At 61.1% G+C, this 26,422-nt stretch carries 22 protein-coding genes and 2 tRNA genes; 12 read left to right on the top strand and 12 right to left on the bottom strand.

The window, feature by feature from the left end:
- Nucleotides 1-271 precede the first annotated feature (271 nt).
- Genes gyrA through A0U94_RS12005 form a run of 3 tightly spaced genes read left to right on the top strand, consistent with a single transcriptional unit; the run spans nucleotide 272 to nucleotide 4,098 of the window.
- Nucleotides 272-3,070, top strand: a complete 2,799-nt coding sequence (gyrA, locus tag A0U94_RS12015) for a DNA gyrase subunit A (protein WP_077803490.1) — start codon at nucleotides 272-274, stop codon at nucleotides 3,068-3,070.
- On the top strand, nucleotides 3,051-3,581 hold the full coding sequence (coaD, locus tag A0U94_RS12010; protein WP_062031083.1) for a pantetheine-phosphate adenylyltransferase: 531 nt from the start codon (nucleotides 3,051-3,053) through the stop codon (nucleotides 3,579-3,581). The genes gyrA and coaD overlap by 20 nt, the downstream gene beginning before the upstream one ends.
- A 31-nt stretch (nucleotides 3,582-3,612) precedes the next feature.
- Nucleotides 3,613-4,098: a peptidylprolyl isomerase gene (locus A0U94_RS12005; RefSeq protein ID WP_062031085.1), complete on the top strand. Its 486-nt coding sequence runs from the start codon at nucleotides 3,613-3,615 to the stop codon at nucleotides 4,096-4,098.
- Between the two features lie 150 nt (nucleotides 4,099-4,248).
- Here the strand turns inward: A0U94_RS12005 and A0U94_RS12000 are convergent, their stop codons facing one another.
- Both A0U94_RS12000 and arfB read right to left on the bottom strand, forming a co-directional pair.
- Nucleotides 4,249-6,891: a TonB-dependent receptor plug domain-containing protein gene (locus tag A0U94_RS12000; protein WP_077803489.1), complete on the bottom strand. Its 2,643-nt coding sequence runs from the start codon at nucleotides 6,889-6,891 to the stop codon at nucleotides 4,249-4,251.
- Between the two features lie 343 nt (nucleotides 6,892-7,234).
- A complete protein-coding gene (gene arfB, locus A0U94_RS11995; RefSeq protein WP_062031087.1) occupies nucleotides 7,235-7,657 on the bottom strand; it encodes an alternative ribosome rescue aminoacyl-tRNA hydrolase ArfB in 423 nt (140 codons plus the stop codon).
- Nucleotides 7,658-7,828: 171 nt separating this feature from the next.
- Between arfB and A0U94_RS11990 the strand changes: the two genes are divergently transcribed.
- Both A0U94_RS11990 and A0U94_RS15955 read left to right on the top strand, forming a co-directional pair.
- Nucleotides 7,829-7,904: transfer RNA gene (locus A0U94_RS11990), tRNA-Lys, on the top strand.
- A gap of 111 nt (nucleotides 7,905-8,015) precedes the next feature.
- Nucleotides 8,016-8,177: a hypothetical protein gene (locus A0U94_RS15955; protein ID WP_167369322.1), complete on the top strand. Its 162-nt coding sequence runs from the start codon at nucleotides 8,016-8,018 to the stop codon at nucleotides 8,175-8,177.
- 22 nt (nucleotides 8,178-8,199) lie between these two features.
- Here A0U94_RS15955 and A0U94_RS11985 read toward each other — a convergent pair whose 3' ends face one another.
- Together A0U94_RS11985 and A0U94_RS11980 are read right to left on the bottom strand one after the other, a co-directional pair.
- Nucleotides 8,200-10,854, bottom strand: coding sequence for a 2-oxoglutarate dehydrogenase E1 component (locus A0U94_RS11985; protein ID WP_077803487.1), 2,655 nt, complete (start codon nucleotides 10,852-10,854; stop codon nucleotides 8,200-8,202).
- A gap of 128 nt (nucleotides 10,855-10,982) precedes the next feature.
- A complete protein-coding gene (locus A0U94_RS11980) occupies nucleotides 10,983-11,945 on the bottom strand; it encodes an alpha/beta hydrolase (protein ID WP_077803962.1) in 963 nt (320 codons plus the stop codon).
- Between the two features lie 175 nt (nucleotides 11,946-12,120).
- Here A0U94_RS11980 and A0U94_RS11975 point away from each other — a divergent pair, with 175 nt between their 5' ends.
- The 4 genes from A0U94_RS11975 to A0U94_RS11960 all read left to right on the top strand — a co-directional run bounded on the left by A0U94_RS11975 (nucleotide 12,121) and on the right by A0U94_RS11960 (nucleotide 15,138).
- Complete coding sequence (locus A0U94_RS11975; protein WP_062106711.1) at nucleotides 12,121-12,444, top strand: hypothetical protein; 324 nt, start codon at nucleotides 12,121-12,123, stop codon at nucleotides 12,442-12,444.
- An 80-nt stretch (nucleotides 12,445-12,524) separates the two neighbouring features.
- Nucleotides 12,525-13,163, top strand: coding sequence for a 2OG-Fe(II) oxygenase family protein (locus A0U94_RS11970; protein WP_062031091.1), 639 nt, complete (start codon nucleotides 12,525-12,527; stop codon nucleotides 13,161-13,163).
- A 23-nt stretch (nucleotides 13,164-13,186) separates the two neighbouring features.
- On the top strand, nucleotides 13,187-14,254 hold the full coding sequence (locus tag A0U94_RS11965; protein WP_062031092.1) for an aspartate-semialdehyde dehydrogenase: 1,068 nt from the start codon (nucleotides 13,187-13,189) through the stop codon (nucleotides 14,252-14,254).
- Entirely contained in the window at nucleotides 14,251-15,138 is an 888-nt protein-coding gene (locus A0U94_RS11960; protein WP_077803486.1) for an N-acetylmuramic acid 6-phosphate etherase, read from the top strand. Before A0U94_RS11965 ends, A0U94_RS11960 begins: the two co-directional genes overlap by 4 nt.
- Nucleotides 15,139-15,216: 78 nt before the next feature.
- Here A0U94_RS11960 and A0U94_RS11955 read toward each other — a convergent pair whose 3' ends face one another.
- Nucleotides 15,217-15,639, bottom strand: a complete 423-nt coding sequence (locus A0U94_RS11955; RefSeq protein WP_077803485.1) for a host attachment protein — start codon at nucleotides 15,637-15,639, stop codon at nucleotides 15,217-15,219.
- A gap of 457 nt (nucleotides 15,640-16,096) precedes the next feature.
- Between A0U94_RS11955 and hemH the strand changes: the two genes are divergently transcribed.
- The gene (gene hemH / locus A0U94_RS11950) at nucleotides 16,097-17,128 is read left to right on the top strand and encodes a ferrochelatase (RefSeq protein ID WP_077803961.1); all 1,032 of its coding nucleotides are present in this window, start codon (nucleotides 16,097-16,099) and stop codon (nucleotides 17,126-17,128) included.
- A gap of 390 nt (nucleotides 17,129-17,518) precedes the next feature.
- Entirely contained in the window at nucleotides 17,519-18,829 is a 1,311-nt protein-coding gene (locus A0U94_RS11945; RefSeq protein WP_062106689.1) for a glycoside hydrolase family 68 protein, read from the top strand.
- A 128-nt stretch (nucleotides 18,830-18,957) separates the two neighbouring features.
- Here the strand turns inward: A0U94_RS11945 and A0U94_RS11940 are convergent.
- The 7 genes from A0U94_RS11940 to metK all read right to left on the bottom strand — a co-directional run bounded on the left by A0U94_RS11940 (nucleotide 18,958) and on the right by metK (nucleotide 25,297).
- Nucleotides 18,958-19,034, bottom strand: a tRNA-Pro gene (locus tag A0U94_RS11940).
- Between the two features lie 60 nt (nucleotides 19,035-19,094).
- Nucleotides 19,095-19,814, bottom strand: a complete 720-nt coding sequence (gene lepB, locus A0U94_RS11935) for a signal peptidase I (RefSeq protein WP_077803484.1) — start codon at nucleotides 19,812-19,814, stop codon at nucleotides 19,095-19,097.
- Nucleotides 19,815-19,950: 136 nt separating this feature from the next.
- Nucleotides 19,951-20,856, bottom strand: a complete 906-nt coding sequence (locus A0U94_RS11930; protein ID WP_077803483.1) for an FAD-binding protein — start codon at nucleotides 20,854-20,856, stop codon at nucleotides 19,951-19,953.
- Complete coding sequence (locus tag A0U94_RS11925; RefSeq protein WP_062031103.1) at nucleotides 20,856-21,605, bottom strand: electron transfer flavoprotein subunit beta/FixA family protein; 750 nt, start codon at nucleotides 21,603-21,605, stop codon at nucleotides 20,856-20,858. Before A0U94_RS11925 ends, A0U94_RS11930 begins: the two co-directional genes overlap by 1 nt.
- Nucleotides 21,606-21,711: 106 nt before the next feature.
- Entirely contained in the window at nucleotides 21,712-23,352 is a 1,641-nt protein-coding gene (locus tag A0U94_RS11920; RefSeq protein ID WP_077803482.1) for an electron transfer flavoprotein-ubiquinone oxidoreductase, read from the bottom strand.
- Nucleotides 23,353-23,401: 49 nt separating this feature from the next.
- The gene (trmB, locus tag A0U94_RS11915; RefSeq protein ID WP_077803481.1) at nucleotides 23,402-24,097 is read right to left on the bottom strand and encodes a tRNA (guanine(46)-N(7))-methyltransferase TrmB; all 696 of its coding nucleotides are present in this window, start codon (nucleotides 24,095-24,097) and stop codon (nucleotides 23,402-23,404) included.
- Between the two features lie 15 nt (nucleotides 24,098-24,112).
- Nucleotides 24,113-25,297 carry a methionine adenosyltransferase gene (metK, locus tag A0U94_RS11910; RefSeq protein ID WP_062031109.1) on the bottom strand — a complete coding sequence of 395 codons (1,185 nt, stop codon included), beginning with the start codon at nucleotides 25,295-25,297 and terminating at the stop codon, nucleotides 24,113-24,115.
- A gap of 323 nt (nucleotides 25,298-25,620) precedes the next feature.
- Between metK and A0U94_RS11905 the strand changes: the two genes are divergently transcribed.
- A complete protein-coding gene (locus tag A0U94_RS11905; RefSeq protein ID WP_062031111.1) occupies nucleotides 25,621-26,409 on the top strand; it encodes an SDR family NAD(P)-dependent oxidoreductase in 789 nt (262 codons plus the stop codon).
- Nucleotides 26,410-26,422 lie beyond the last annotated feature (13 nt).

Genomic DNA, 26,422 nt, shown 5'->3' with positions numbered 1-26,422 from the left:
AAAAATTTCCGGCACGGACTCGCCGGAGTGTGTTTGAGAATTGCTAACGTGTTCAATTACTGTTCGCAAGTTAATAAGGTGTAAATAGCTGTCGCACTTTCGAACAATTTTGTCATTTTTTTGTGTGGATGCCTTTTTTGCAAGGCCTGCGCAAAGCAGACCCGGAACGACGTCAATGCGTTCTGGAGTGCCGCCCCTGAGTGCCGGGTGTGGCGTGATGGCGACGCATGCGGTATGCTGGGAAAACCGAATTCTAGTGTGGTGACCTGTCTTGACCGAGCTGACCGAGCCGACTGATCTGACCCCTTCCGGCCGTCTTCCTGTGACGATCGAGGAGGAAATGCGCTCCTCCTATCTGGCTTATGCGATGTCCGTGATCGTATCGCGTGCACTGCCGGATGTGCGGGATGGTCTGAAGCCGGTTCATCGCCGTATTCTCTATGCCATGCGCGAAAGCGGCTTCACGGCCGACAAGCCCTATCGCAAGTCCGCGCGTGCGGTTGGTGACGTGATGGGTAAATACCATCCGCATGGTGACAGCTCGATTTATGACGCCATGGTCCGGATGGCGCAGCACTGGTCGATGCGCGTCAAGCTGATCGACGGCCAGGGCAATTTCGGATCGGTCGATGGCGATAGCCCGGCCGCCATGCGTTACACCGAGGCCCGTCTGGCCAAGGCGTCGTCCTTCCTGCTGGACGATATCGACCGCGACACTGTCGATTTCCAGCCGAACTATGACGAGAGCGAGAACGAGCCGAAGGTTCTGCCGGCGGTCTTCCCGAACCTGCTTGTCAATGGCGCGGCCGGTATTGCCGTGGGCATGGCGACCAATATTCCGCCGCATAATCCGGGTGAGGTGATTGACGCCACGCTGGCGATGATTGCCAACCCGGACATCGAACTCGACGAGCTGATGCAGATCATCCCGGGGCCGGATTTTCCGACGGGCAGCATTATCATGGGGCGCAGCGGCATCCGCCGTGCCTATGAGACGGGCCGCGGGTCCATTCCGGTGCGGGCACGTGCCGAGATCGAGGAAATCCGCAAGGACCGTCAGGCCATCATCATCACCGAGATCCCGTATCAGGTGAACAAGGCCACGTTGCAGGAAAAGATCGCCGATCTGGTCCGGGCCAAGGAAATCGAAGGCATTTCCGACATCCGTGACGAGTCCGACCGGTCGGGCATGCGCGTTGTCATCGAGCTCAAGCGCGATGCGACGCCGGATGTGGTTCTGAACCAGCTCTACCGTTTCACGCAGCTTCAGACGTCCTTCAGTGCCAACATGCTGGCGCTGGACGATGGCAAGCCGCGGACGATGGGGCTGAAGGACATTCTGGAAGCCTTCCTGCGCTTCCGTGAGGAAGTCATCCTGCGCCGCGCCCGGTTCGATCTGAACAAGGCGCGTGACCGCGGGCATCTGCTGGTCGGTCTCGTTCTGGCTGTTGCGAATATCGACGAGGTCATTGCGCTGATCCGTGCGGCCCCGGATGCTGCAACGGCGCGTGAATCGCTGATGGCGCGTGAGTGGGATGCGTCTGAAGTTATTCCGCTGCTCGAGCTGATCCACGACGAAGGCAATGTCATCATCAATGGCCAGGTCCGTCTGACGGAAGCGCAGGCACGCGGCATTCTTGAGCTGCGCCTGCAGCGCCTGACGGGCCTTGAGCGCGAGAAGATCCAGGGAGAGCTGGGGGACGTCGCCGTCAAGATCGGCGAACTGCTCCAGATCATCGAGAGCCGCCCGCGCCGGATGGAAGTCATGCGCGAGGAGCTTCTGGCGGCCCGTGCGGAAGTTGCGACCCCGCGTGCGACGGAAATTTCCGATGCGCTCGGCGACCAGACGGATGAAAGTCTGATCGAGCCGGGGCAGATGGTCGTGACCATCACGCGCGACGGCTTCATCAAGCGGACCCCGCTGGAAGTTTTCCGGTCGCAGAACCGGGGTGGTCGTGGTCGGACGGCTTCGGGGCGTCGCGGCGATGACGTGATCATCCGCAGCTTCAACGCGCATACGCATCAGTGGGTGATGTTCTTCTCCTCCGGCGGCAAGGCCTACCGGATGAAGGTCTGGCATCTTCCGGAAGCCGCGCCGACCGCCAAGGGCCGTGCGCTGGTCAACCTGCTGCCGGAACTGGGAACGGATTCCATCACGGCCGTTCTGCCGCTGCCGCAGGATGAGGAACTGTGGGACGACCTGCACCTTGCCTTCGCGACGGCCAGCGGCAATGTACGCCGGAACCGTCTGAGCGATTTCCGCAACATCCGTGCCTCCGGCCTGATCGCCATGAAGCTCGACGAGGGGGATTCCCTCATCGGTGTGGCCACGTGTCGGGAAGGTCAGGACGTGTTCCTGGCGACGAAGAACGCGCGCTGCATCCGCTTCCAGATCACGGACGAGACGCTGCGCGTGTTTGCCGGTCGTGGCAGCACGGGCGTGCGCGGTATCCGTCTGGGTGACGGCGATGCGGTGATTTCGCTGTGCATCCTCAATCACGTGGACGCCAGTGTCGAGGAACGTTCGGCCTATCTGCGCATGGCCAATGCCAAGCGCCGTGCTGAAAATGCGGTTCTGGATGACAGCGCCGAGGACGAGACCGTGTCTGGTGACGAGGAAACCGTCGAAATCACCGGCGATCTGACGCAGGAGCGTTTCGAGGAACTGGAGCAGCAGGAAGAAATCCTCCTGACCGTTACCGATGGCGGCTATGGCCGTCGTTCCTCGGCCTATGATTACCGCGTGTCTGGCCGTGGCGGTCAGGGCATCACCAATATGACCTTCTCCGCGAACCGTCGCGGCAAGGAAGTGGTGGGCACGCTGCCGACGCTTGATGGCACGGACGTCATGCTGGTTACGGATACGGGGCGTCTGATCCGTCTGCCGGTCTCGCAGGTCCGTGTCATGGCGCGTCAGGCCAGCGGTGTGACGCTGTTCCGCCTGAATGACAGCGAAACCGTTATCTGTGTCTTCCCGGTTCTGGAAGATGACACGGAAGAGGGCGATGCCGACGAGACTGTGGTCTCCGAAGCTCCCGCCGCAGGTGACGATGCTGCACCTGACGCCTGAGGCGCGGACGGATCCGCGTGTCGGGTTTTATCCCGGCACGTTCGATCCGGTCACGTTCGGGCATCTGGACATCATCCATCGGGCCTCTGCGCTGTTCGACCGGCTGCTGGTCGGGGTGGCGGTCAATGAAGGCAAGCAGCCGCTTCTGGATCTGGAGGCGCGGCTCTCGGCTCTGCGGCATGAGGTGGACAAACTGCCGCATGGGGAGCGGATCGAGGTTGTTGGCTTCGATACGCTTCTGGTGGATGCCGTGCGTCAGGCGGGCGCGGGCACGGTTGTGCGCGGCCTTCGGTCCGGGGGCGACTTCGATTATGAGAGTCAGCTTTCTGGCGCATTGCGTCGTCTGGCCCCGGAAATCGAGACGGTTTTCCTGCTCTCTTCCGAAGAACATCGCAGCACGGCCAGCCGTATCGTGAAGGAAATCGCGCGGTTGGGGGGAGATATTTCACCCTTCGTCAGCGAAGATGTTGCACATATCGTCTTGTCGAAACTGGGCCGAGGGCCGACATAGGAACCTTCAACGATTTCTGGAAGGTTCCAAGATGTCCGATACTGCAGTGCCCGACGGCAACAAGCTGGTTTTCGAGCTCAAGACTGGCAAGGTGGTCATCGAGCTGCGCCCCGATCTGGCGCCTCTGGCTGCCGAGCGCCTCAAGCTGCTGGCCAGCGAGGGGTTTTATGATGGCGTGAAGTTCCATCGTGTGATCGAAGGCTTCATGGCGCAGGGCGGCGATCCGACGGGAACCGGCACGAGCGGCAGCTCCTATCCGGATCTCAAGGCCGAGTTCACGAATGCCGCCAAGTTCGAGCGTGGCACGGTCGGCATGGCCCGCACGATGGCCCCGAACTCCGCCAACAGCCAGTTCTTCATCATGTTCGCCGCCAGCCCGCATCTGAACGGTCAGTACACGATCGTCGGTCAGGTGACTGAAGGCATGGAATATGTGGACCAGCTCAAGCGTGGTTCCGGCGCGGGTGGCGTGGTCAAGGACCCCGACACCATCGTCAAGGCGTATGTCGAAGCCTGAATCCTGCCTGAAAGCGGAATTCAGAAAGGCCGGTGCAGTGATGCGCCGGCTTTTTTGTTGGGTTTTCCTGACAGCGTCGGCCCCGTTTCATAAAGAAAAAGGCGCCCTGTAACGGGGCGCCTTTCCTGTGGAGGGATCTGAGGGAGGGTTTCAGAAGCTGGCGTTGATCCGGCCGTAATAGTAACCGCCGGTGATGGGGACCTGCAGCGAGAACTGGTCGTAGATCTGGGCGCCGCGGGAGTTGTTGATCTGCGGAACGCGACGGGGGCGGACGTTGAAGACGTTGTTCGCACCGAGCGCCAGATGCCAGTGGCTGTTGAAGCGGTAGCCGACTTCGATATCGGTCAGCCAGCGCGGCGTATTCTTGAACTGCGCAAAGCAGCTGTTGGAATAGGCCAGCTTGCCGCCGCTCGGGCAGGTGAGCGTCTTGTCCGTCCAGTCAGAGTAGGTCAGCATGTCCGTGGTCTCGCCGTAACGGGTCTGACGCACGTTGAGGTCCCATTTCCCGATCGTATAAAACGCGTTCAGGATGATCTTGCTGCGCGGATAGGCGGTCGTGATGTAGCCGATGTTCTGCGCGTTCAGCAGTGGATTGCCGTTGGTGTCCGTTCCGTTGTGGTGCAGACGCGTCCGGTTCAGGTCCAGCGCCATGCTGAGGTTGAGGTTGCCAGCATTGTGGAAGCGGAACATGTAGTCCGCCTTGATGTCGAGACCCTGCGTGCGGGTGCTGGCGCCGTTGGTCATGTAATAGGCGGAGACGTTGTCGAGCGTGATGCTGTTCAGAGGCAGGGAGTATCCCATGGCTTCGATGGCATCGACGGCGGGCTGACCATTGACGGTACCACCGCCTACGATCCGGTCACGCAGATTGATCTGATACACGTCTGCTTCGACGTGGAAGTTCTTCACGGGCTCAAGAACAATGCCGCCGCTGGCGCTGACGGAGCGTTCCGGCTTCAGGGCGCTGGCGCCGAGAATGCGGGCGGCCGTTGAGTTGACGGGCAGAAGACCGGAGGCGCCGGTCGGGTCCACGTTCATGGCGCTGTAGTGCTGTTCGGCCAGTGTGGGCGCGCGGAAGCCGGTGCTGATCGTGCCACGGATCGCAATGCGCTTGCTCACGTCATAGCGGGTCGAGACCTTGCCGTTTTCCGTGTTGCCGACATCCGTGTAGTGCTCGAAGCGTCCTGCGAAATCGAGATCCCAGTGCGGGAGCGGGTGGAAGTCGCCATCGACATAGGCGGCCCAGATATCACGGCTCCAGTTGCCGGCGCTGTTGGGGCCAAGACCGGCATAGCCCTGCGTGCCGCCCAGTTCATAGGAGGGCGGGGTGCCTGCCTTGATTTCATAGGTTTCGAGACGGTGTTCGCCACCGAAGGCCAGCGTCATGGGAACGACGTTGGCGATATTGAAGTGACGGCGGAAGTCCAGATTGTTGGTCCACTGTGCCATGCGATAGGTTTCGGCACGCGTCGTGTTGGGGGACCAGCCGCAGCCATCGGTCGAATAATAGGACGAGCTCGGGTCGGTTGAGCACGTGCTGGCGAGCATGCCGGTATTGGCGGTGTTCTTGTTGCCGATCTTGTTGCCATCGGCGCCGTATGTGGTGCTCAGATCCCAGTCGAAGCCCAGGAAGTTGTCTCCCTTGAGGCCCAGCGTGGCGGCGTAGTCGTTTTCTTCCGACGTTTCGAGCGGGGAGAAGCCCGCCGGATACATGCTGGGCGCGATGACGGGCGTGCGGTAGTTTTCATATGCTTCGCCGTGGCGGTGCATATAGGTGATGAGGCCGTAGAAATTCACGCCTTCGGTGATGGTCTTGCCAAAGTCGATGGCGAGGCTTTCGCGGGTTTCTTCCGGCGTGCTCATGATCTTGTTGGAATTGGTCGGCACGTTCATCGCATTCGGAACGATACCGTTATAGTAGCCCGTTGTGTTGGCGTTGGTGGGCCAGCTTCCGATCAGGCGGTGGTCCCGCGCGCCGACGACCATGTGATCCGTGTGATAGACTTCGCCGCTGAGGTGCAGGTAGCCGTCGCTGCCCCATTTCACCCCGCCATCAGCGCCGACCTTGTACTGCCAGCCGTCGCCGTTATAGGCGTTTGCCCCGGTCTGCACGGTGGTCTGCATGCCGTGGGCCTGCTTTTTGGTGATGATGTTCACCACACCGGCAATCGCGTCCGAGCCGTACATAGCGGCCGCGCCGTCTTCCAGCACTTCGATGTGGTCGATGGCATTTGCGGGGATCGTGTTCAGATCGGCGCCGGTGGAGCCGAACTGCGGGCCCGCATCGGCTGTGATGTTTGCGGTGTTGTGGCGGCGCTTGCCGTCCACCAGAACCAGCACTTCGTTCGGGCCGAGACCGCGCATCTGGATGGAAGATGTCAGGGCCGCAGAATCTGCGCCCATCGCCACCACGTTGATGGAAGCATAGGTCCGGGTCAGGGCGTCCGAGAGGTTCAGCATGCCGGAACGGCGGAGCGTCGCGGCAGAGACCACGGTGACGGGGGACGTGCTTTCGCGGGCCTTGCGGTTCGTCGCGTGGGTGCCTGTGGTGACGTTGATCGTCTCGGCTTCACCCGCGAAGTTGACTTCGGTCTTTTTCTTGCGCGGTGCGGCAGTCGCCGTCTTCGCGACTGGAGCGCTGGCGGGGTGTGCGGTTGCGGGAGTGCTGCTGCCGGTCCGGGCAGTGTGATGACGGACAGGGTGAGTGGTTGTTGTCGCGGCAAGAGCGGACATACATGGCATGACGGAAACGGCTGTTGTTACGAGCAGGAAGATGCGGTGCCGGGATTTCATTATTACTCTTTGTACCTCCATAAGACACCGCCCTTGGGTTCAGAGGGGGGTTCAGGAGAGTAATGATAAAAACTCGTTACATGAAAGTAGCAAAAACGATTTCTGAAACAGTTTTTCTTCCTGTTGCAGGTTGGCAACAAAGAGATTTTACGGTCCGGATTAGGGGAATGAAATTTCTGGTAGGTACTTTTCGGGGAAATATAGTTTTGTTTGTTTCACTGTGTGTGAGAAAGGCGGTTTGCCAGCTCTGTTTTATGTTATTTGATCGTATCGGATGTGGTTGACGGGCATAAGAAAGCTGCGGCCGTTCCTGTTCGGTAATGGGCGCTGTCGATCATTCAGCTCAGTCGTCCAGACGCACTGTCCGGTTGCGTTTGATGCCTGCCCGGTGGGACTTCCCATCCAGACGCCGCTGTCTGGCGGCTTTTCCGGGGCGTGTGGCGACGCGGAACGCCGGACGATGGGCGGCTTTCCGGATCAGTTCCGCCAGACGTTCGATGGCGTCTTCGCGGTTACGCTGCTGTGTCCGGAAGCGACGGGCGGTGATGATGATTTCACCATTCTGCGTGGCCCGGCTGCCAGCCAGTTCGATCAGGCGGGTTCTGATCCGGTCTGGCAGGGCGGGAGATCGTGCGGCGTCGAAGCGGAGCTGGGCGGCCGTCGCCACCTTGTTGACGTTCTGCCCGCCGGGACCTGACGCCAGAATATAGGTCACCTTCAGTTCGTCGTCTTCGAGTGCGAGACCGGGAAGAATCTGGATTGGCATCTGTTTCTTCCTTTCCGGGCTGAAAAGCGGCGTCTGGGATGTGGAGGTAGAACGTGGGGCGCCCATAGCCTCTTTTGCGGGGAGAAGCCATGTCTGGAGAAATGTTGGACCTGTTTTTCGCGGCTGTGAGGTTGACGCCCTTATGGGTTGTGGGGTAGCCAGCGTGCGGATGAACCGGTAGCTCAGTTGGTAGAGCATTCGACTTTTAATCGAATGGTCCTGGGTTCGAGTCCCAGCCGGTTCACCATTTTTCCTGAAAAGAGCAGATGTAGTTGCGACCGGTGGCGATCCACTGGTGGTCTGTCGGGATTTTGCGGCTTATGATGTCGTAACAGGCTGACATGCAAGGAAAATGCTGATGACGCGGGTTCGGATTGGGATAGCGCTTGGACTTCTGGCGGCGCTGGCGGCGTGTGGGCCGGATTATGGCGGCCAGGGGTCGCGGCAGTTCCGTGGTGACGGTTATGGCAATGTAGGCGCGGGCCGCAGCAGCTATGGCTATCAGGGCGGCCCGACCTGAGTTTTCCCCTTTTCGGGGCGGTTCAGGACAGGGCGTCCTGAACCAGTTTTTCCTGCTGGGCGGCATGGACGCCCGGTAGTCCGGTTGCGGGGGAAGCGGCACTGTCGCGGCCTGCATAGTCCGGGCGCTGGACCCGATGTCCGCAGGCGCGCAGGGCGCGTTCGATGCGACGGTCCACGAAAATCCACGCCCCGTTATTGAGCGGCTCTTCCTGACACCACAGGACCTGTTCTGCGTCCGGATGGCGGGCGAGCTGCTCCATGAGTGCATGATGCGGGAACGGATAGAGCTGTTCCAGGCGGATGATGGCGACGTCGTCACGGTTCTGGCGCGCGCGTTCGGCGATCAGATCGTAATAGACCTTGCCGGTGCACAGGATAATGCGGCGTGCGCCCTCTTCCTTGGCCGGGTCTGCGATGACGGGCTGGAAACGGGTGTGTGGCCCCATCTCGTCCAGCATGGACACCGCATCCTTGTTGCGGAGCAGGGATTTGGGCGTGAAAACGACCAGCGGCTTGCGGCAGCGGCGCGCGATCTGGCGGCGCAGGGCGTGGAAGTAGTTTGCGGGTGTCGTGATGTTGCACACGCGCATGTTGTTTTCGGCGCAGAGCTGAAGAATGCGCTCGGGGCGCGCGGAAGAATGTTCCGGGCCACCACCTTCATAGCCGTGCGGCAGAAGCAGGGTCAGGCCGGACGTCCGCAGCCATTTGGTTTCGCCCGAGGCGATGAACTGGTCGAGGATGATCTGTGCGCCGTTGGTGAAATCGCCGAACTGCGCTTCCCACAGAACCAGAGCTTCGGGATTTCCAAGGGAATAGCCGTATTCGAAACCGAGAACGGCATATTCCGAGAGTGGTGAATTCCAGATGTTCAGAGGGGCCTGATGGGGCGCGATATGGGTCAGGGGCGTGTCTTCGCGGCCTGTGTCCTGATCGAACAGCACGGCGTGACGCTGGCTGAACGTGCCGCGGCGGCTGTCCTGTCCGGACAGGCGGACGGGATGGCCGTCCATGGACAGGGTGCCGAAAGCGAGAGCCTCGGCGGTCGCCCAGTCGAGCGGGCCGCCATCGGCCACCGCCTTGCCGCGTGCCGTGATCTGACGGGCCAGACGCGGATGAACCGCCAAGCCTTCCGGAATCGTGCCGATGGCCTCTCCAACATCCCGCAGGCGCCGGAGCGGCACCCCGGTCATGGGCTGGATGCGGTCCTGCTCGTCCTGCAGGCGTGTCGGGTCTTCGGGGCCGTCGAGCCAGTCCGTGCTGTTGGGGTGATAGGTCTTGGAGGTTTCGAACTGCTCTTCCAGCCGGTTCTGGAAGTGGTTCCACATCTCCTCGACCTCGGCTTCGGTCATGACGCCGGTGTGAACCAGATGCCGGGCGTAAAGGCTGCGCGTCGTGGGGCGGGACTGGATGGCGTGGACCATCGCGGGTTGCGTGAAGGCGGGTTCGTCGGCTTCATTATGGCCGTGACGGCGATAGCAGACCACGTCCAGCACGATGTCGGACTGGAAGGTGCGGCGCCATTCATGCGCCAGAAAAGCACAGCGGGAGACGGCTTCGGGATCGTCGCCGTTGACGTGCAGGATCGGGGCCTGAACGGATTTGGCGATGTCGGTGTTGTGGATGCCGGAATGGGCGTCGGACTGGACGGTGGTGAAGCCGATCTGGTTGTTGATGATGACGTGGACCGTGCCGCCCGTCCGGTAGCCTTCCAGCTTGGACAGGCTCAGGGTTTCGTACACGACGCCCTGACCGGCGAAGGCGGCGTCGCCGTGGACGAGAATGCCCAGATGATGCTGGCGGTCGTGGTCCTTTTCGCGGTCCTGATCGGCGCGGACGCGACCGAGCACGACGGGGTCCACCGCTTCCAGATGAGAGGGGTTGGGCAGGAGCGAGATACGGACAGTGTGGCCCGCATGTTCGAGCGTTGTGGCGGTGCCGAGATGGTATTTCACATCGCCCGAGCCCTGAATGGTGTCAGGCTTGAAGGATGCCCCCGCGAATTCGCTGAAAATAGCGGCAAACGGCTTGCGCAGGATGTTGGCCATCACGTTCAGACGGCCGCGATGGGGCATGCCGAGCGAGACGGAGCGCACGTCGTCCTGTGCGGCGGCATCAATCAGGGTGCGCAGAGCGACGATGACGCTTTCGCCGCCTTCAAGGCCAAAACGACGCATGCCCATGAAGCGCTTCTGGCAGAACTGCTCGAAGGCTTCGGCGCGGGTGAGGGCGAGGAGGAGGCGCTTCTGGTCCAGCGACGGGCCGGGAACCGGCGTCTCCAGACGGTCGATCCACCACTGGCGCTGGGCGGGGTCCTGAAGATGCATGAACTCGGCGGCCGTGGTGCCGCAATAGGCACGGCGCAGGCGGGCGATCAGGTCCCGGTCGGCTCCGGGCGGGTTCAGTTCGGCAATGTCGGGAACGGGTGCCAGGCCGAGCGGGTCCAGCTTTGCGATGGCATGTCCGCGCAGGCGATAGGCGAATTTCAGGCTCTCGGCGCTGGCGTCGGTCTGCTCTGTTGTTTCCGCGGGCAGGCGGTCAGAGCCAAGGGTTTCGAACAGGGAGGCGAAGGCCGTGTCCACGGAGGCCGGGTCATGCTGCCAGCGTGCGTGCAGCTCCGCCAGATAGACGGTGTTTTCGCCGTTGATGGCGTCCCGGTCATCGCGATGGTCGCCCATGAACTCGTTCTCCTGTGTCCCCGGCTCCTGTGACCTGTACCAGGGAGCAGGGGGCGTGTCTTTTGGTCGTGCACTCTAGCGGATTGGCCGAACAGGGCCAATTTCCGTTTGTTTCGCGTTCTGCCTGTTCAGAGACCGAAGCCGCGTTTCATGGCGTCGATACGGCGTGCGAGGGAGCGGGTGGCTACCGGGGTGTCTGTCTGGTCGAAGATATGGCAGGCGCCGGGCACGATTTCCAGTTCTACCGAAACGCCCTGATGGATCAGGCGCTGCGCGTAGGCGAGGTCTTCGTCCAGAAACAGGTCCAGGGCGCCGACGGACAGATAGACGGGGGGAAGACCGGACAGGTCCGTGGCGCGGGCGGGCGCGGCATAGGGCGAGACGTCCGCCGAGCCGGGCACTACGGGATTGAGGAGGGCCGACCACATAAAAGTATTGCTGGCGCGGGTCCACAGGAATTCGCCCCCGACCGGGGAGGCGTCGGGCTGACCTGTCGTCGTGCGGTCGTCGAGCACGGGGTAGACGAGATTCTGGAACAGGAGGGTCGGGCCTTCGCGGTCCCGGGTCAGGAGAGCCAGCCCAGCGGCAAGGCCGCCGCCTGCGCTTTCGCCGGTGAGGCCGATGCGGGCGGCATCAATCCCCAGTGTATCGGCGTTGCGCGTGATCCAGCAGAGTGTCGTGTAGGCATCCTCGATGGCCGCCGGAAAGGGATGTTCGGGGGTGAGGCGGTAATCCGGGGAAATGACCACGCAGTCCAGATCCTGAGCGAACTGGCAGAGCTGGGTGGCGGTGAGTTCGGGCTGGCCAGCGAAATAGCCGCCGCCATGCAGGTGCAGAAGGACCGGGCGCGGGGCTGCGGCGTCCTTGCGGGGGCGGACGCTCAGGAGGCGGAGGGCGGGGGCTGTGTCCGTGGCGGGAATGGTCAGCCGTTCAAGGATGACGGGATAGTCTTCAGCCTGAAGGAAAGACTGTCCGGCGGCCTGTTCCAGCCCGTCGCGGAAGGCGGGGAGGGAGTCGGGCGAGAGATCGACGGTGGGGATCTCTTCAAGGAGCGGGAGGAGTTCAGGGAGGACGAGGGGCCGGGTGTTCATGAGTGTCACCTTGCACTGGGGAGGCAGGAAAACCATCTGTACGCCCAGTGGTCGGACGGCTTGAAGGCAAAAATCTGTTCGTCCCGCCACAAAGTTGCCGCAACTTTTAATGCCCGAGAGTCGTCTTGTTAACCGACCGGTCCTGAGCCGGCCTTGTTGGATGGGAGTTTCGCTGATGCGTGCTCTGCTGTTTCTTGCAGTTCTGACGGGAAGTGGTCTTGCGTTGACAGGTCTGTCGGCGGGAGCGCAGGAGCCACGTCGGGACAACCTGTCCGCGCATTCCGTTCTGGCGGAGGATGCGGGGCAGTCGGGAGTGGATCACCGGACGCTGGAATGCCGGACGGATCCGCGCCTGCTTCATACCGTGTGGGACGGACGGATCTCGTCCCTGCCGGGGCCGCATGTCTGTATGGGGGGTGCGAACCGTCTGGGGGCAGGATATGTCCGTTATCTGGCGACGAGCCGGATGGTGAGGGCGCATAAGCCGCTGCGGGGGTAATATTCTTTCGTAAAAGGCAGGTCTCACATGTGTGGAATAGGCCTTGTCGCCGGCGTGGGCCGCGTCTAGCCTTCCGCGCCATGAGCAGGATTTCTCTTGATTATGATGCGTTCGAGAGCGCGCCGGTTGCGGAAAAACCGTTTCCGCATCTGGTGGTGCCGCATTTCATTGGCAACGATGATCTGAAGGCGGTTGTTTCCGATCTGCCGGAAATGAAATCCGGTGGTTCGTTCCCGCCGGAAGCCCTGAAGCTGACGCCACGTGTTGCGGGCATGATTGCGGAATTGCAGGGGCCGAAGCTCAAGGCGCTGGTGGCGGAGAAATTCAGGCTGGATCTGGCGGATGCGCCGACCATGCTGACGGTCCGCGGCCGCACGCGGGAAAAAGACGGGCGCATCCATCGGGATTCCGAGGCCAAGCTCGTCACGATCCTGCTGTATCTCAATCCGCGCGGGGAGGACTGGGCCTCGCGCGATGGTTGTCTGCGGCTGCTGAACGGGCCGGATGATGTCGAGGATTTCGATGTTGAGGTGACGCCCGCCGAAGGGACGCTTCTGGTGTTTCCGAACGGTCCGGCCACCTGGCACGGGCACCGGCAGTTTGTCGGAACGCGCTATGCGATCCAGCTCAACTATATGGCGACGGGGCGCAAGGCCCGCTACGAACTGCGGCGGCACCGTCTGTCGGCGCTTTTAAAGCGTCTGCCCTTTTCGGGCTGATTTTCAGGGAACGGGAAAAGATCATGGGTTATCGGGTTGCGGTTGTTGGCGCCACGGGTGCGGTGGGGCGTGAACTGCTGCGAATTCTGGCGGAGCGGGAATTTCCGGTCGATGAGGTTGTGGCGCTGGCCTCGCCGCGTTCGGCAGGGCGCGAGATTTCCTTTGGGGACAAGACGGTCCTGAAGGTTCAGAATCTCGAGACGTTCGACTTCAAGGGCTGGGATATTGCGCTGTTCTCGCCGGGTGGGGCGGTTTCGGCCGTTTATGCGCCCAAGGCTGCGGCTGCCGGATGCGTCGTGATCGACAACACGTCCCATTTCCGCATGGAGCCGGGCGTGCCCCTGATCGTGCCGGAAGTGAACGCGGCGGCGATTGGCAAGGCGAGCCGAGGCATCATCGCCAACCCGAACTGCTCAACCGCACAGATGCTCGTGGCGCTCAAGCCGCTGCATGACCTGTTCCGCATCAAGCGCATCGTGGTCTCGACCTATCAGGCCGTTTCAGGCGCGGGCAAGGACGGGATGGACGAGCTGTTCGCCCAGACCAAGGGCACCTTCGTCAACGATCCGCCGACGGTCGCGCAGTTCACCAAGCAGATTGCCTTCAACGTCATTCCTCATATCGACCGTTTCATGGACGACGGTGCGACCAAGGAAGAATGGAAGATGGCCGTCGAAACCCGCAAGATCATGGACCCGGACATCAAGGTTCTGGCGACCTGTGTGCGCGTCCCGGTGTTCATCGGTCACTCCGAGGCCATCAGCATTGAATGCGAGAAGCCGGTTGATCTGAAGAAGGCACGCGAGGCGCTGCGCAAGGCGCCGGGTGTGATTCTGCGGGACGAGCGCGAGGATGGTGGTTACGTCACGCCGATCGAATGTGTGGGCGAGGATGCGACTTATGTGTCCCGCCTGCGGATTGATCCGTCTGTCGAGAACGGTCTGGCGCTGTGGTGTGTGTCCGACAATCTGCGCAAGGGTGCGGCCCTCAATGCGGTCCAGATTGCGGAAAGCATTGTCGCGCAGGGACTTCTGAAGGACGGCCAGCTTTTCCGTCGCAATGAAATTCCGGATGAAGACGAGTCCGAATGACGGCGGCGCGCACGGAGACGGTTCTCGCGGCCAATGAGGATATCGAGCGCCTGCCGCTCGATGCTCTGCTGGGTCGGCTTCTGACGTCGCAGAAGGCGGCTCTGGATCGTGTTGGCGAAGCCTTGCCGTCCATCGAGCGCGCTGTTGAGGCGGCTGTCCCCAGGCTTCAGGCCGGGGGGCGGCTGGTCTATGCGGGGGCCGGGACGTCGGGGCGGATCGGATTGCAGGATGGCGTGGAACTGACGCCGACCTTTGGTGTGGCGCCGGAGAAGCTGGTTCTGCTGCTGGCCGGTGGGGCAGGGGCGACGACACAGGCGGCGGAAGGTGCGGAAGACCGGGAAGATCAGGCACGGCTTGATCTGCTGGATTATCACCCGACCGAACATGACGTGGTGATCGGCGTCGCAGCCAGCGGCAACACGCCTTATACATGCGCCCTTGTTCAGCTTGGACGGGAAGTCGGAGCCCTGACGATCGGTGTGAGTGGCAATCCGGAGTCGCGCCTGTTGCGGGAAGCGGAGTTCGGGATCTGCATTCCGACCGGCGCGGAAGTTCTGGCAGGCTCAACGCGTATGGCCGCGGGCACTGCGCAGAAAGTCACGTTGAACCTGTTTTCCACCGCGCTGATGACGCGTCTGGGGCATGTCTATCGTGGGCGCATGGTGGACATGCGCATCAGCAACGAGAAGCTTCAGGCGCGCGCGGAACGGATGGTCATGGAACTGGCCGGAGGAACGGCCGAAGAGGCACGGGACGCCCTGAGGCTTGTGCAGGGAAATACGAAACGGGCCGTTCTGCTGCGGCACGGTGTGGCTCTGGCGGAAATTGAACCGCTTCTGGAGCGGTGTCAGGGGCATCTGCATCTGGCGCTCGCCGGACTTTAAAGGCGGCGCAATCGGGATGAGAAGGCCCCGTATCACGTAGGAGGCCATTTGAGGGCCTCTCACGTGATCTGATCGGAATCAGACGGAAGCGAGTTCGGCCCAGCCTGTTTCCGGGCGGTCGAGATGCTTCAGCAGGTCGTGATCCGGCGTATTGACCAGATCCTTGACCAGCGTTTTGAAGAGCTTCTTGGTGGTCGGCTTGTCGAGATGCTCGCGGATTTCATGCGAAGCCTGCGCCGGAGCGACAAGCAGGATGCCTTCGACGTCGCGGCTCTGTGCGGCCTTGTTGATATGGCCGGCCAGATCGCGGGTGAAGTGCACCTTGAGCTGTTCGTGCGGGTTTTCGTGCGGTGCCTTGATGGAGGAGACGTCTTTTTCCGCGCTGGACCCCTTGTGCAGGTCAAAGGTTTCGATGGTGCGGAGCTGCGACCCTTCAAGCCGCAGGAAACGGGCTTTTTCGCCGTCAGCGACAACGTAAATGACGGGGTCCTGTGTAGCCATCTCTGGAAATCCTTAATCAAAATCGGACGATGCGTCTGTAACAGTTCTGAGGTGGGATGGTTGCCTGTGTCTGCCAAGGTGGTGCAGAGTCGTATTCGATCAAGTCATTGAAAAAAGGAGAATATTTCATTTTTTTGAATGTTTTTTGAAGAATTCCGATTTTTTTCTTGAAATGCGGAAGAGATGTGCCCAATCTCTGAATTGAGCTTACCGGAAAATCTTTTCCAAAGGCTCAAAGGAGGCAAGTATGGCTCTGACGAATACTCTTCTGCCGTATGTTGGTCCGATGGCTGCCGTTGTTGCGGTGTTCGCCTATACTTTGCTGCAAGGGACCCGGAAACCGGATGTTTCCTATGCGAAAGTAAGGCACCGACGATAGCGTCCCGCAAGGGACGCGTATCCCCGGACGTTTTCCCTCTTTACCTGAATGCGTGCCCGGTTCCACAGTGAGGGCACCATGGCTTTCTTACATAAAACCCCCCGCATTACTCCTCCGCCGGAAGGCAGGACGGGTGTTCTTCTGATCAATCTGGGTACGCCTGACGATACAGGCTATTTCTCAGTCAGAAGATATCTGAGCGAGTTTCTCTCTGACCGTCGCGTCATCGAGAGTCCTCCCCTGATCTGGCAGCCCATTCTTCAGGGCATCATCCTGACAAAACGTCCTTTTGCCAGCGGCGCCAATTATGCGCGGATCTGGGACCGGGACGAGAATGCATCCCCCTTGCGGGTCTATACCCGTCGGCAGGCTGAAGGGCTTGCTGCGCGCTTTAAAGCCGATGGCGTGCCAGTGGAATGGGGAATGCGTTATGGCCGCCCTTCCGTTGCAAAAGCGCTGGAAAGCCTGATGGATCAGGGTTGTGACCGGATCGTTAGCATTGCGCTTTATCCGCAGTATTCCGCAACCACGACCGCCACGGCCAACGACCAGCTTTTCCGTGCGCTCATGCGTCTGCGACGCCAGCCCGCCGTTCTGACGGTTCCGTCTTTTCCGGATCATCCTGCTTTCATCCGCGCGCTTGAAACGTCCGTTCAGGATACGCTGGCGGGACTGACCTTCAAGCCGCAGCAGATCGTTGCGTCGTTTCATGGTCTTCCCAAAACCTGCATCGAAAAGGGCGATACGTATCGGGACGAATGTGAGCGGACGATTGCCGGACTGCGGACGGCTCTGGGACTGAGTGAGGCGCAGATGCCCCTGACGTTCCAGTCCCGCTTCGGGCCGCTTGAATGGATCCAGCCCTATACGGCGCCTTTCGTCAAAGCTCTTCCGTCACAGGGAATTACGAAGATTGCCGTTATCATGCCTGGTTTCATGACGGACTGCATCGAAACGCTGGATGAAATCGGGAACGAGCTTCGGGAAGAATTCATGGAAGCAGGGGGAGAGGAGTTTGCGCTCGTGCCCTGTCTGAACGACTCGAAAGGCGCGATTGATCTTCTGGAAGAGCTTTCGCGATCCGCGCTGGCCGGTTTTCAGCGCGGCTGAGTTATGCGGCCTTCAGGTTCCTTTAAAAAACCCACCTGATAGCAGGTGGGTTTTTTTATGAATCAGAGCCTGCAAAGGCAGATGGAAATTTTCTGCTTGCATTGCGCGCAGCTTTTTCCTATAACTGTGGCACTGAGCCATGAAACGTAATTGATTGCTCGTTAAAAACTCAATTTCAGGTTAAAGAATTTTGAAAAGGCTGCTTTCGCAAGAAGCAGCCTTTTTTGTTGCGCATTTCAGAAACAAGACATGTTTTTCTGCGTAGAAATTTTGGCTCAGTGCAGAGTTTAATTCTTCTTTTCATACGGCTCTCCAGCATCCGGACCTGAAACAGGGTTTCGGATGCTGGCGTGCGTCTGGTTCTTTTCTTTTTCAGCTACAGGAAAACTCATGAACGCTGTTTCCAGCACGCAAAGCGCAGTCCAGTCGGGTTCGCGCTGGACGATCGCTGATGCGATGAAGATCCGTGCCGATGATCCGACGACGACCATGCCGGTCATCGACTACGCATTTCCCGTCATCGATTCCGATGTGTGGCAGTGGGACACCTGGCTGCTGCGCGACATTCACGGCAAGACCGTGACCTTCAAGGGCTGGTACGTCATGTTTGCCCTCGTTGCCGATCGTGCCGCCACGGGCGATACGACCGAGGGCTGGCACAGCCGCAACAACTATTCCTATATCGGCTACTATTACAGCCGCACCGGCAATGGCGCGGACTGGAAGTTCGGTGGCCGCGTCATCAAGGAAGGCGCCAACTCCCGCAGCTGGGAATGGTCCGGTTGTGCCGTTATGCGCGAGAACAGCGCCAATACGGTCGATCTGTTCTATACCTCCGTCAACGATACGCCGTCCGAGTCTGTTCCGTCCTACACGACGGGCCGCATTCTGGCAGATGCCACGGGCGTCTGGTTCGAGGGCTTCGATGTCTGCACGGACATGTTCCAGGCAGACGGCGTGAACTACGCCAACATTGTCGAAGACGCCTACTGGGATTTCCGCGATCCGCATATCTTCCGCAATCCTGACGACAACCAGATCTATGCCCTGTTTGAAGGCAATGTTCCGGGTATGCGCGGGAACTTCACCATCGGTTCCGACGAGATGGGTCCGGTTCCGCCTGCCACGACCGTTCCGGCTGGTGCGCAGTATGGCGCTGCTGCCATCGGCATTGCCCGCCTGACATCCGACTCCACGCGGGGTGATTTCTCCAAATGGGAAATGCTGCCGGCCCTCGTCACGGCGCTTGGCGTCAATGACCAGACGGAGCGCCCCCATGTCGTCTTCCAGGACGGTCTGACCTATCTGTTCACGATCTCCCATCACTCCACCTTCACCGGCAACAGCACGGGTCCGGATGGTGTGTATGGTTTTGTGTCCCGGAACGGTATTTTCGGTCCGTATGCACCGCTGAACGGTTCGGGCCTTGTACTGGGTAACCCGTCTGCTGCTCCGTACGAGACCTACTCGCACTTCGTCGATCCTGCCGGTTACGTGCAGTCCTTCATTGATACCCTGCCGCAGCCCGGTTCGGCTGACCCGCAGGACCCGGCGACCTATCGCATCGGTGGTACGCTCGCACCGACCGTGAAGATCGTCCTCGAAGGTGAGCGGACCTATCTGACGGAAGTCCACGCTTACGGGCAGGTTTATGCCCAGGGCGTCTGGCCGACCTCTTCGGCCTTTGACAAGCGTTCCTGAAGCCGTCTTGCCCTCTCCCGAAAGGGGGAGGGCATTTTTTTGCGTTTCAGGTTCTGAATTTTAGACGCAGAAATGCGCTGGCCTGTGGGCCTGAAACAGTTTTGGCGATTTCTGGAAAAACTATCGGCTGGTCGGAGTGAGAGGATTCGAACCTCCGGCCCCTGCGTCCCGAACACAGTGCTCTACCAGGCTGAGCTACACTCCGGCCGACGGCGCTTCTCCTACAGGGGTTAACGCTTTCCTGCAAGAGGGCACGGACGAAAAATCAGAGAACGAGCGCCGTTCTGCCAATATCCCGCCATGACCACAGGACGGCGCGGGCCTGCCCCTGAAGGTTCCAGACGGGAAGGAGCCCGACGCCCCCGTCCGCTACGCTGACGCGCGAGTCGGCGGAGTTGTCACGGTTGTCGCCCATAACGAACAGATGGTTGGCCGGAATGCTGAAGGGGGCAATGTTGTCCAGGTCTCCGTCCTGCGACATTTTGAGAATGTTGTGGCGGATGTTTCCCGGCAGGGTTTCTTCATAGCGTTCTGCCGCACGCCAGACGTTCTTTCGGCTTTCCTCGCGGGTTGGTCCCATGTCTTTCCATGGAAGCACCGTTCCGTTCAGGATGACCCGGCCATGCATCAGGGCCACCGTGTCGCCCGGAAGTCCGATGACGCGTTTGACCCAGGTCTGATGCAGGTTGGCGGGTGCGCGGAACACGACCACGTCGCCGCGATGGGGCAGGCGTCCGAACAGGCGGCTGTCCGTTCCGGAAGAGGGCTTCAGAAACGTTCCGAACGGCAGATTGGCCGTGCTGAGGCCATAGGACGGGACGATAACGCCGATCTGGTCGCCGATCCGCAGGGTGGGCTCCATGGAGGCCGAAGGCACGATGTAAGCGGCGGCGAGAGCGCTGTGAATGGTCAGGAAGCCCAGAAGGACGGGCAGGCAGGACAGGATGTCGCGGGCAAGCTGGCGCAGGGTTGGGATGCGGGTCATGATGAGGGTCTCCGTGCCCGACAGAGTGCCTCATGGGGGCCGGAGTGCCAGTTAAACCTGCGTCAGATCCTGTCATGAAAAAAGGGGCGTCCCGTCATGGGGCGCCCCTTTTTTGTCGTTTCAGGCGAATGGTGCCTTACAGCGCTTTTTCGAGTTCCGGCAGGACTTCGAACAGATCGCCCACGATGCCGTAATCGGCGACCTTGAAAATCGGTGCTTCCGGATCGGTGTTGATGGCCACGATGACGCGGCTGTCCTTCATGCCAGCCAGATGCTGGATCGCACCCGACAGACCGACGGCGATGTAGAGTTCCGGCGCCACGATCTTGCCGGTCTGGCCGACCTGCATTTCGTTGGGGGCAAAACCGGAATCCACGGCCGCACGGGACGCGCCGATGGCGGCGTTCAGCTTGTCGGCGATGGGTTCGAGCAGCTTGAAGTTCGCAGCGTCTTTCAGGCCCTTGCCACCGGAAATCACCACGCGGGCAGATTCCAGCTCCGGACGATCGGATGCCGAAAGTTCGACCTTCACGAAAACGGACTTCTCGCTGGCCGGAGCTTCGATTGTCTCAACCGTGGCGGACCCACCTTCGGCAGCAACCGGATCGAAATTGGAGCCGCGGACCGTCAGCACCTTGATGCTGTCGGAAGAGCGGACCGTCGCCAGTGCATTGCCGGCATAGATCGGGCGCACGAAGGTGTCGGCGTCCTTGATCTCGACCACATCGGGGATGGGCTGCACGTCCAGCAGGCCCGCCAGACGCGGCAGGATGTTTTTGCCGGTGGCGGAGGCTGCGGCCAGGATATGGCTGTAGTCTTTCGCGCGGGCAGCCAGCAGATCGGCGGCGGGCTCGGCCAGATCGTTGACCAGACCCGGAACGTTGAGGACGCGCGTCACACCCGGCAGGGCGGCAGCGGCCTGTGCGCCGTCTCCGAACACGATGGCATCGACGGCACCGAAGCGGGAGGCCGCGGCAACAGCCGAACGGGAAGCCTGACGGACCGCGCCGTTTTCGACTTCAACCAGAACAAGAGCGGTCATCAGATCACCTTCGCTTCTGTCTTGAGCTTCTCGACCAGTTCGGCCGCGCTGTTCACTTTCACGCCTTCCTTGCGCTCGGCGGGTTCGGCCACCGAGACCACCGTCAGGCGCGACGCCGTATCAACGCCGAGGCTGTCGATCTCAACCGTCTCAAGCGGCTTCTTGCGGGCCTTCATGATGTTCGGCAGGGATGCATAGCGCGGCTCGTTGAGGCGCAGATCCGCCGTCACCACAGCCGGGAGCGTGAGGGACACGACTTCCGTGCCGCCATCAATCTCGCGGGCAACTTCGATACGGCCATCGGCAACCGTCACAGCGCTGGCGAACGTGCCCTGCGGCCAGCCGAGTTTTGCGGCCAGGATCTGGCCCGTAGCGTTCATGTCGTCGTCGATCGCCTGCTTGCCCATGCAGATCAGGCCAGCCTCTTCGCGCGTGGCGATCGCCTTGAGCACGTTGGCCACGGCGCGCGGTTCAAGCGTGTCGTCGGTGCGGACGAGGATGGCGCGGTCTGCACCCATCGCCATGGCCGTACGCAGCACGTCCTGAGCGGCCTGTGCGCCGACGGTCACGACCACGACTTCCTTGGCCGCGCCTTTTTCACGAAGGCGCACCGCTTCTTCGACTGCGATTTCGTCGAACGGATTCATGGACATTTTCACGCCCTGCGTTTCGACACCGCTGCCATCGGCCGCTACACGTACCTTGACGTTGTAATCGACCACCCGTTTGACTGGGACCAGAACTTTCATCGTCATCTTTCGCTGCTGTCGCCGCCACAAAAACGGGCGCCACCGTAGCGGGACTGACCGGAAAAGTCACATTCCGCTCTGGCCGTGCCCTTTTGCGGGAAGAAAATTACATCCCGACCGGATAGTTCGGACCGCCGCCGCCTTCGGGCGTGCACCAGTCGATGTTCTGCGTCGGGTCCTTGATGTCGCAGGTCTTGCAGTGCACGCAGTTCTGGGCGTTGATCCGGAGCTGCCAGGCATTTTCGCCCGTCTGTTCCTGTTCATACACACCGGCCGGGCAATAACGGCTTTCGGGCGAATCGAACACGTCGTGATTGACGGTCTGCCAGACGGACTCGTTGCGGAGTTTGAGGTGAACCGGCTGGTTCTCCTCGTGATTCGTGCTGCTCAGGAAGACCGAACTGACGCGATCGAAGGTGATCTTCCCGTCGGGCTTGGGATAGTCGATTTTCGTGCACACCGAAGCGGGACGCAGCGTCTCGTTATCGGCATGTGGGTGATGCAGCGTCCAAGGGGCACGGCCGCGCAGGATCATGCTGTCGATGCCGGCATAGAGCGCGCCGAGCTTCATGCCCCATTTCGCGAAGGCCGGGCGGATGTTGCGGACGTCGCGCAGTTCGGACCATAGCCAGGACTGCTGGACGCGCGCCGTCATGCTGGCGGCTTCCTTCCTGTCCTTTTCCAGAGCCTCGGCCACGGCCTCAGCCGCGATCATGCCGGATTTCATGGCCGTATGTGTGCCTTTGATCTTGGGCACGTTCAGGAAGCCCGCCGAGTCACCAGCCAGCACGCCGCCGGGGAAGGTCAGGCGCGGAATGGACTGGAAGCCGCCTTCCGACAGGGCTCGTGCGCCGTAGATCAGGCGCTTGCCGCCTTCGAAGTGCTCCCGGAAGGCCGGGTGCAGCTTGGTCCGCTGCATTTCTTCGAACGGGGACAGATAGGTATTGGCGTAATCGAGGCCGGTCACGAAGCCAAAGCTGACCAGATTTTCCCCGAAATGATAGAGCCAGGCGCCGCCATAGGTGTGATCGTCGAGCGGCCAGCCGAAACTGTGCTGCACGAGGCCCGGACGATGTTTTTCCGCCGGGATTTCCCAGACTTCCTTGACGCCGAGGCCATAGGTCTGCGGCTCCACGCCCTTGCGCAGGCCGAAACGCTTCATGGCGTGGCCGGTGAGGGACCCGCGGGCGCCTTCGGTCAGGATGGTCTGCTTTGCGCGCAGGATCATGCCGGGCGTGAAGTTCGGCCCGTGTTCGCCGTTGCGTTCGATACCCATGTCGCCCGTGATGACGCCAGCGACGTGGTCATTTTCGATAAACAGTTCCGCGCCCGAGAAGCCCGGATAGATTTCCACGCCCAGAGCCTCGGCCTGCTCGCCGAGCCAGCGGCAGACTTCGCCAAGCGAGACAACATAGTTCCCGTGATTGGCCATCTGCGGCATCACGCGGTCCAGATAAGGAACCGCGAACGAACGCGTTTCGGTCAAGAACAGCATCCGCTCTTCCGTCACCTGCGTCCGCAGGGGGGCGTCCAGATCGCGCCAGTTCGGCAGAAGTTCATCGAGCGTGCGGGGCTCGATAACGGCGCCCGACACGATATGGGCGCCGATCTCGCTGCCTTTTTCGATCAGGCAGACGCCTGCATCCGGCATCAGCTGTTTCAGGCGGATCGCGGCGGACAGACCGGCGGGACCGCCACCGACCACCACGACATCGAATTCCATTTCTTCGCGTTCGATCTGGGTCATGATGTCAGGAAACTCGCTGAATAACTGGGATAAGGGTTTGGCGTGGGTTTCAGGGACGGCGCGTGAAAGTCCAGTAGAACGGCACGCGCCCTTCGCGGAAGGCCTTGGCTTCATAGCGTGTGGGCGACCAGCCTTCGGGACGTTCCTTGGCCGGGGGCGGCGCATCGAACAGATCCTGCTTGCCCATCACTTCCGTGACCCATTCCTGATAGACGGGATGGTCACTGGCGACGCGCCAGATGGCGCCGGGTTTCAGGACGCGGTGCATCTGCTTGATGTTTTCCGGATGCACGAAGCGGCGCTTGGCGTGCCGGGCCTTGGGCCACGGATCCGGGAACATCAGATACGCCCGGTCCAGACAGGCATCGGGCATGTCCTTGAGCAGCAGGCGGGCATCTTCGGCCCAGATGCGGAAATGGGGAGGCGGCGTGGCCGTGTCTTCCTCGCCTTCGGGCACGAGGCGCGACAGCAGGGAGCACAGGCCGTTCTCGAAGACCTCGGAGGCGATATAGCCGACATCCGGGTTCAGTTCGGCCTGACCGACGGCATGTTCGCCACCGCCAAAACCGATTTCGAGAAAAACGCGCGAGACCGCATCGGAGAATCCCGCGGCGGGATTTTCCGGTGAGGTAAAGGAGAGCCGGGGCAGCGCCTTCTCAAGAAGGTGCTGCTGCCGGGCCCGGAGCGGATGGCCGCGTTGACGGCCGTAAAGCCGCTCCGGCTGGGGTTTGAGAGACTCGACCAGGGATTTTCTGCCAGATTAGCGGTTCAGGGCGCCACGCAGCGTGGTGACCAGATCGGTCTGCTCCCAGGTGAAGTTGTCCAGGACCGGATCCGGCGCACGACCGAAATGGCCGTAAGCGGAGGTCGGAACATAGATCGGACGGTTCAGGCGCAGATGCTTGCGGATGCCGCGCGGGGACAGGTCCACAACCTCGTTGAGGATCGCACCCAGACGGGCTTCGTCCACATCCTTGCCCGTGCCGTCGAGGTCAACATAGACCGAGAGCGGCTTGGACACGCCGATGGCGTAGCTGAGCTGGATCGTGCAGCGATCGGCAAGGCCGGCAGCCACGACGTTCTTGGCGAGGTAACGCGCGGCATAGGCTGCCGAACGGTCCACCTTCGTGGGGTCCTTGCCGGAGAATGCGCCACCACCATGCGGGGCTGCGCCACCATAGGTGTCGACGATGATCTTGCGGCCCGTGAGGCCTGCGTCGCCGTCCGGTCCGCCGATGACGAAATTGCCGGTCGGGTTCACGTAGAACTCGTCTTCCGGGCAGTTCCAGCCTTCGGGAAGGATGCCGTTGACCACGTCGCGAAGCGTCTCGCGGATCGTGTTCTGGCTCATGCCTTCGACATGCTGCGTGGAAATCACGACGGACGTGACGCCAACGGGCTTGCCATCGACATAACGCAGCGTAACCTGGCTCTTGGCATCCGGCAGAAGGCCGACGCCACGGGCGTCGCCGCTCTTGCGGTAGTCGCGGATGCGCTCGAGGATCGTCTGCGCATAGAACAGCGGTGCAGGCATCAGGTGTTCGGTTTCGCGCGTGGCGTAGCCGAACATGATGCCCTGATCGCCAGCGCCCTCGTCCTTGTCACCGGCACTGTCAACGCCCTGGGCGATGTCAGCGGACTGTGCGTGCAGATAGGAGGTGATTTCGGCCTTCTTCCAGGAGAAACCTTCCTGGTCGTAGCCGATGTCCTTGATGGCTTCACGGGCGCGGTCGATCAGCGTGTCCTCGACCTCTTTGGGGCCGCGGACTTCACCGGCCAGGACGACGCGGTTGGTGGTGACCAGCGTCTCACAGGCAACACGCGCTTCCGGATCGGCCTGCAGATAGGCGTCCAGAACGGTATCGGAAATGCGGTCCGCCACCTTGTCGGGATGGCCTTCGGAAACGGACTCGGATGTGAAAAGGAAATCGCCGTGATTGCGCACTCAGGGACCTCGCAGGGAATGAGTGGTGAGAAGGGCCACAGCGTGCCTTGGCAGGCGGACTGTGGCATTCAGGGAGGGGACGGCTTGGCGGAATTGGACGCAAGGGTCAAGGGGCCGTGTGAGGTCTGAACGCGGTTTTCTGCGGAAAAGTCCCGAAAATCAGCCTGAAATTACAAAAAAACCGGACAGAAATTACGAAAAAGAGAGCGCAGGCCCCCGTTTCATTTTTCAACGACACCGTTCATGCTGCGTTTACAGCTCCGTAACCGGCATTGCCTGTCAGGGTACGGTTGTGGGCAAACAGGGAATTTGAGGCGTTTGGAATGTCGAATCAGTTTAGCGGTAAAGTTTGTCTCGTCACCGGTGCCGGTGGCAATATCGGTCTTGCGACCGCCCTCCGTCTGGCTGGGGAAGGGACGGCCATCGCCCTGCTGGACATGAACCGGGAAGCTCTGGAAAAGGCGGAAGCCGCCGTCCGTGAAAAGGGCGTCGAAGCCCGCTCCTATGTCTGTAACGTGACGTCCGAAGAGGCCGTGACCGAGACTGTGGACGCCGTGGTCCGGGATTTCGGGAAGATCGACTTCCTGTTCAACAATGCCGGGTATCAGGGCGCGTTCGCCCCTGTTCAGGATTATCCGTCCGAGGATTTTGCGCGTGTGCTGACGATCAATGTCACCGGCGCCTTCCATGTCCTCAAGGCCGTTACGCGCCAGATGATCGCCCAGAACTACGGCCGCGTCGTCAACACGGCCAGCATGGCTGGTGTGAAGGGGCCGCCGAACATGGCCGCCTACGGCGCCTCCAAGGGTGCCATCATCGCCCTGACCGAAACCGCTGCGCTGGATCTCGCGCCATACAACATCCGCGTGAACGCCATCAGCCCCGGTTACATGGGCCCCGGTTTCATGTGGGAGCGTCAGGTCGAACTTCAGGCCAAGGTCGGAAGCCAGTATTTCTCCACCGATCCCAAGGTGGTGTCCGAGCAGATGATCGGCAGCGTCCCGATGCGCCGTTATGGCGACATCAACGAAATCCCGGGCGTGGTGGCGTTTCTGCTGGGGGACGATTCCAGCTTCATGACGGGTGTGAACCTGCCGATTGCCGGAGGTTGATTACTGGCGGTTG

Source organism: Gluconobacter albidus, from assembly GCF_002005485.1.
Taxonomy (GTDB): domain Bacteria; phylum Pseudomonadota; class Alphaproteobacteria; order Acetobacterales; family Acetobacteraceae; genus Gluconobacter; species Gluconobacter albidus.
Note: the sequence above shows the minus strand (reverse complement) of the source record. Positions and strands in the feature narration are given on the sequence as shown.

What these genes read in the sequence shown, in the direction of transcription:
- coaD (WP_062031083.1), top strand. Translation starts at nt 3,051, where the DNA reads ATGCTGCACCTGACGCCTGAGGCGCGGACGGATCCGCGTGTCGGGTTT.
- A0U94_RS12005 (WP_062031085.1), top strand. Translation starts at nt 3,613, where the DNA reads ATGTCCGATACTGCAGTGCCCGACGGCAACAAGCTGGTTTTCGAGCTC.
- A0U94_RS12000 (WP_077803489.1), bottom strand. Translation starts at nt 6,891, where the DNA reads ATGAAATCCCGGCACCGCATCTTCCTGCTCGTAACAACAGCCGTTTCC.
- arfB (WP_062031087.1), bottom strand. Translation starts at nt 7,657, where the DNA reads ATGCCAATCCAGATTCTTCCCGGTCTCGCACTCGAAGACGACGAACTG.
- A0U94_RS15955 (WP_167369322.1), top strand. Translation starts at nt 8,016, where the DNA reads ATGACGCGGGTTCGGATTGGGATAGCGCTTGGACTTCTGGCGGCGCTG.
- A0U94_RS11985 (WP_077803487.1), bottom strand. Translation starts at nt 10,854, where the DNA reads ATGGGCGACCATCGCGATGACCGGGACGCCATCAACGGCGAAAACACC.
- A0U94_RS11980 (WP_077803962.1), bottom strand. Translation starts at nt 11,945, where the DNA reads ATGAACACCCGGCCCCTCGTCCTCCCTGAACTCCTCCCGCTCCTTGAA.
- A0U94_RS11975 (WP_062106711.1), top strand. Translation starts at nt 12,121, where the DNA reads ATGCGTGCTCTGCTGTTTCTTGCAGTTCTGACGGGAAGTGGTCTTGCG.
- A0U94_RS11970 (WP_062031091.1), top strand. Translation starts at nt 12,525, where the DNA reads ATGAGCAGGATTTCTCTTGATTATGATGCGTTCGAGAGCGCGCCGGTT.
- A0U94_RS11965 (WP_062031092.1), top strand. Translation starts at nt 13,187, where the DNA reads ATGGGTTATCGGGTTGCGGTTGTTGGCGCCACGGGTGCGGTGGGGCGT.
- A0U94_RS11960 (WP_077803486.1), top strand. Translation starts at nt 14,251, where the DNA reads ATGACGGCGGCGCGCACGGAGACGGTTCTCGCGGCCAATGAGGATATC.
- A0U94_RS11955 (WP_077803485.1), bottom strand. Translation starts at nt 15,639, where the DNA reads ATGGCTACACAGGACCCCGTCATTTACGTTGTCGCTGACGGCGAAAAA.
- hemH (WP_077803961.1), top strand. Translation starts at nt 16,097, where the DNA reads ATGGCTTTCTTACATAAAACCCCCCGCATTACTCCTCCGCCGGAAGGC.
- A0U94_RS11945 (WP_062106689.1), top strand. Translation starts at nt 17,519, where the DNA reads ATGAACGCTGTTTCCAGCACGCAAAGCGCAGTCCAGTCGGGTTCGCGC.
- lepB (WP_077803484.1), bottom strand. Translation starts at nt 19,814, where the DNA reads ATGACCCGCATCCCAACCCTGCGCCAGCTTGCCCGCGACATCCTGTCC.
- A0U94_RS11930 (WP_077803483.1), bottom strand. Translation starts at nt 20,856, where the DNA reads ATGACCGCTCTTGTTCTGGTTGAAGTCGAAAACGGCGCGGTCCGTCAG.
- A0U94_RS11925 (WP_062031103.1), bottom strand. Translation starts at nt 21,605, where the DNA reads ATGAAAGTTCTGGTCCCAGTCAAACGGGTGGTCGATTACAACGTCAAG.
- A0U94_RS11920 (WP_077803482.1), bottom strand. Translation starts at nt 23,352, where the DNA reads ATGACCCAGATCGAACGCGAAGAAATGGAATTCGATGTCGTGGTGGTC.
- A0U94_RS11905 (WP_062031111.1), top strand. Translation starts at nt 25,621, where the DNA reads ATGTCGAATCAGTTTAGCGGTAAAGTTTGTCTCGTCACCGGTGCCGGT.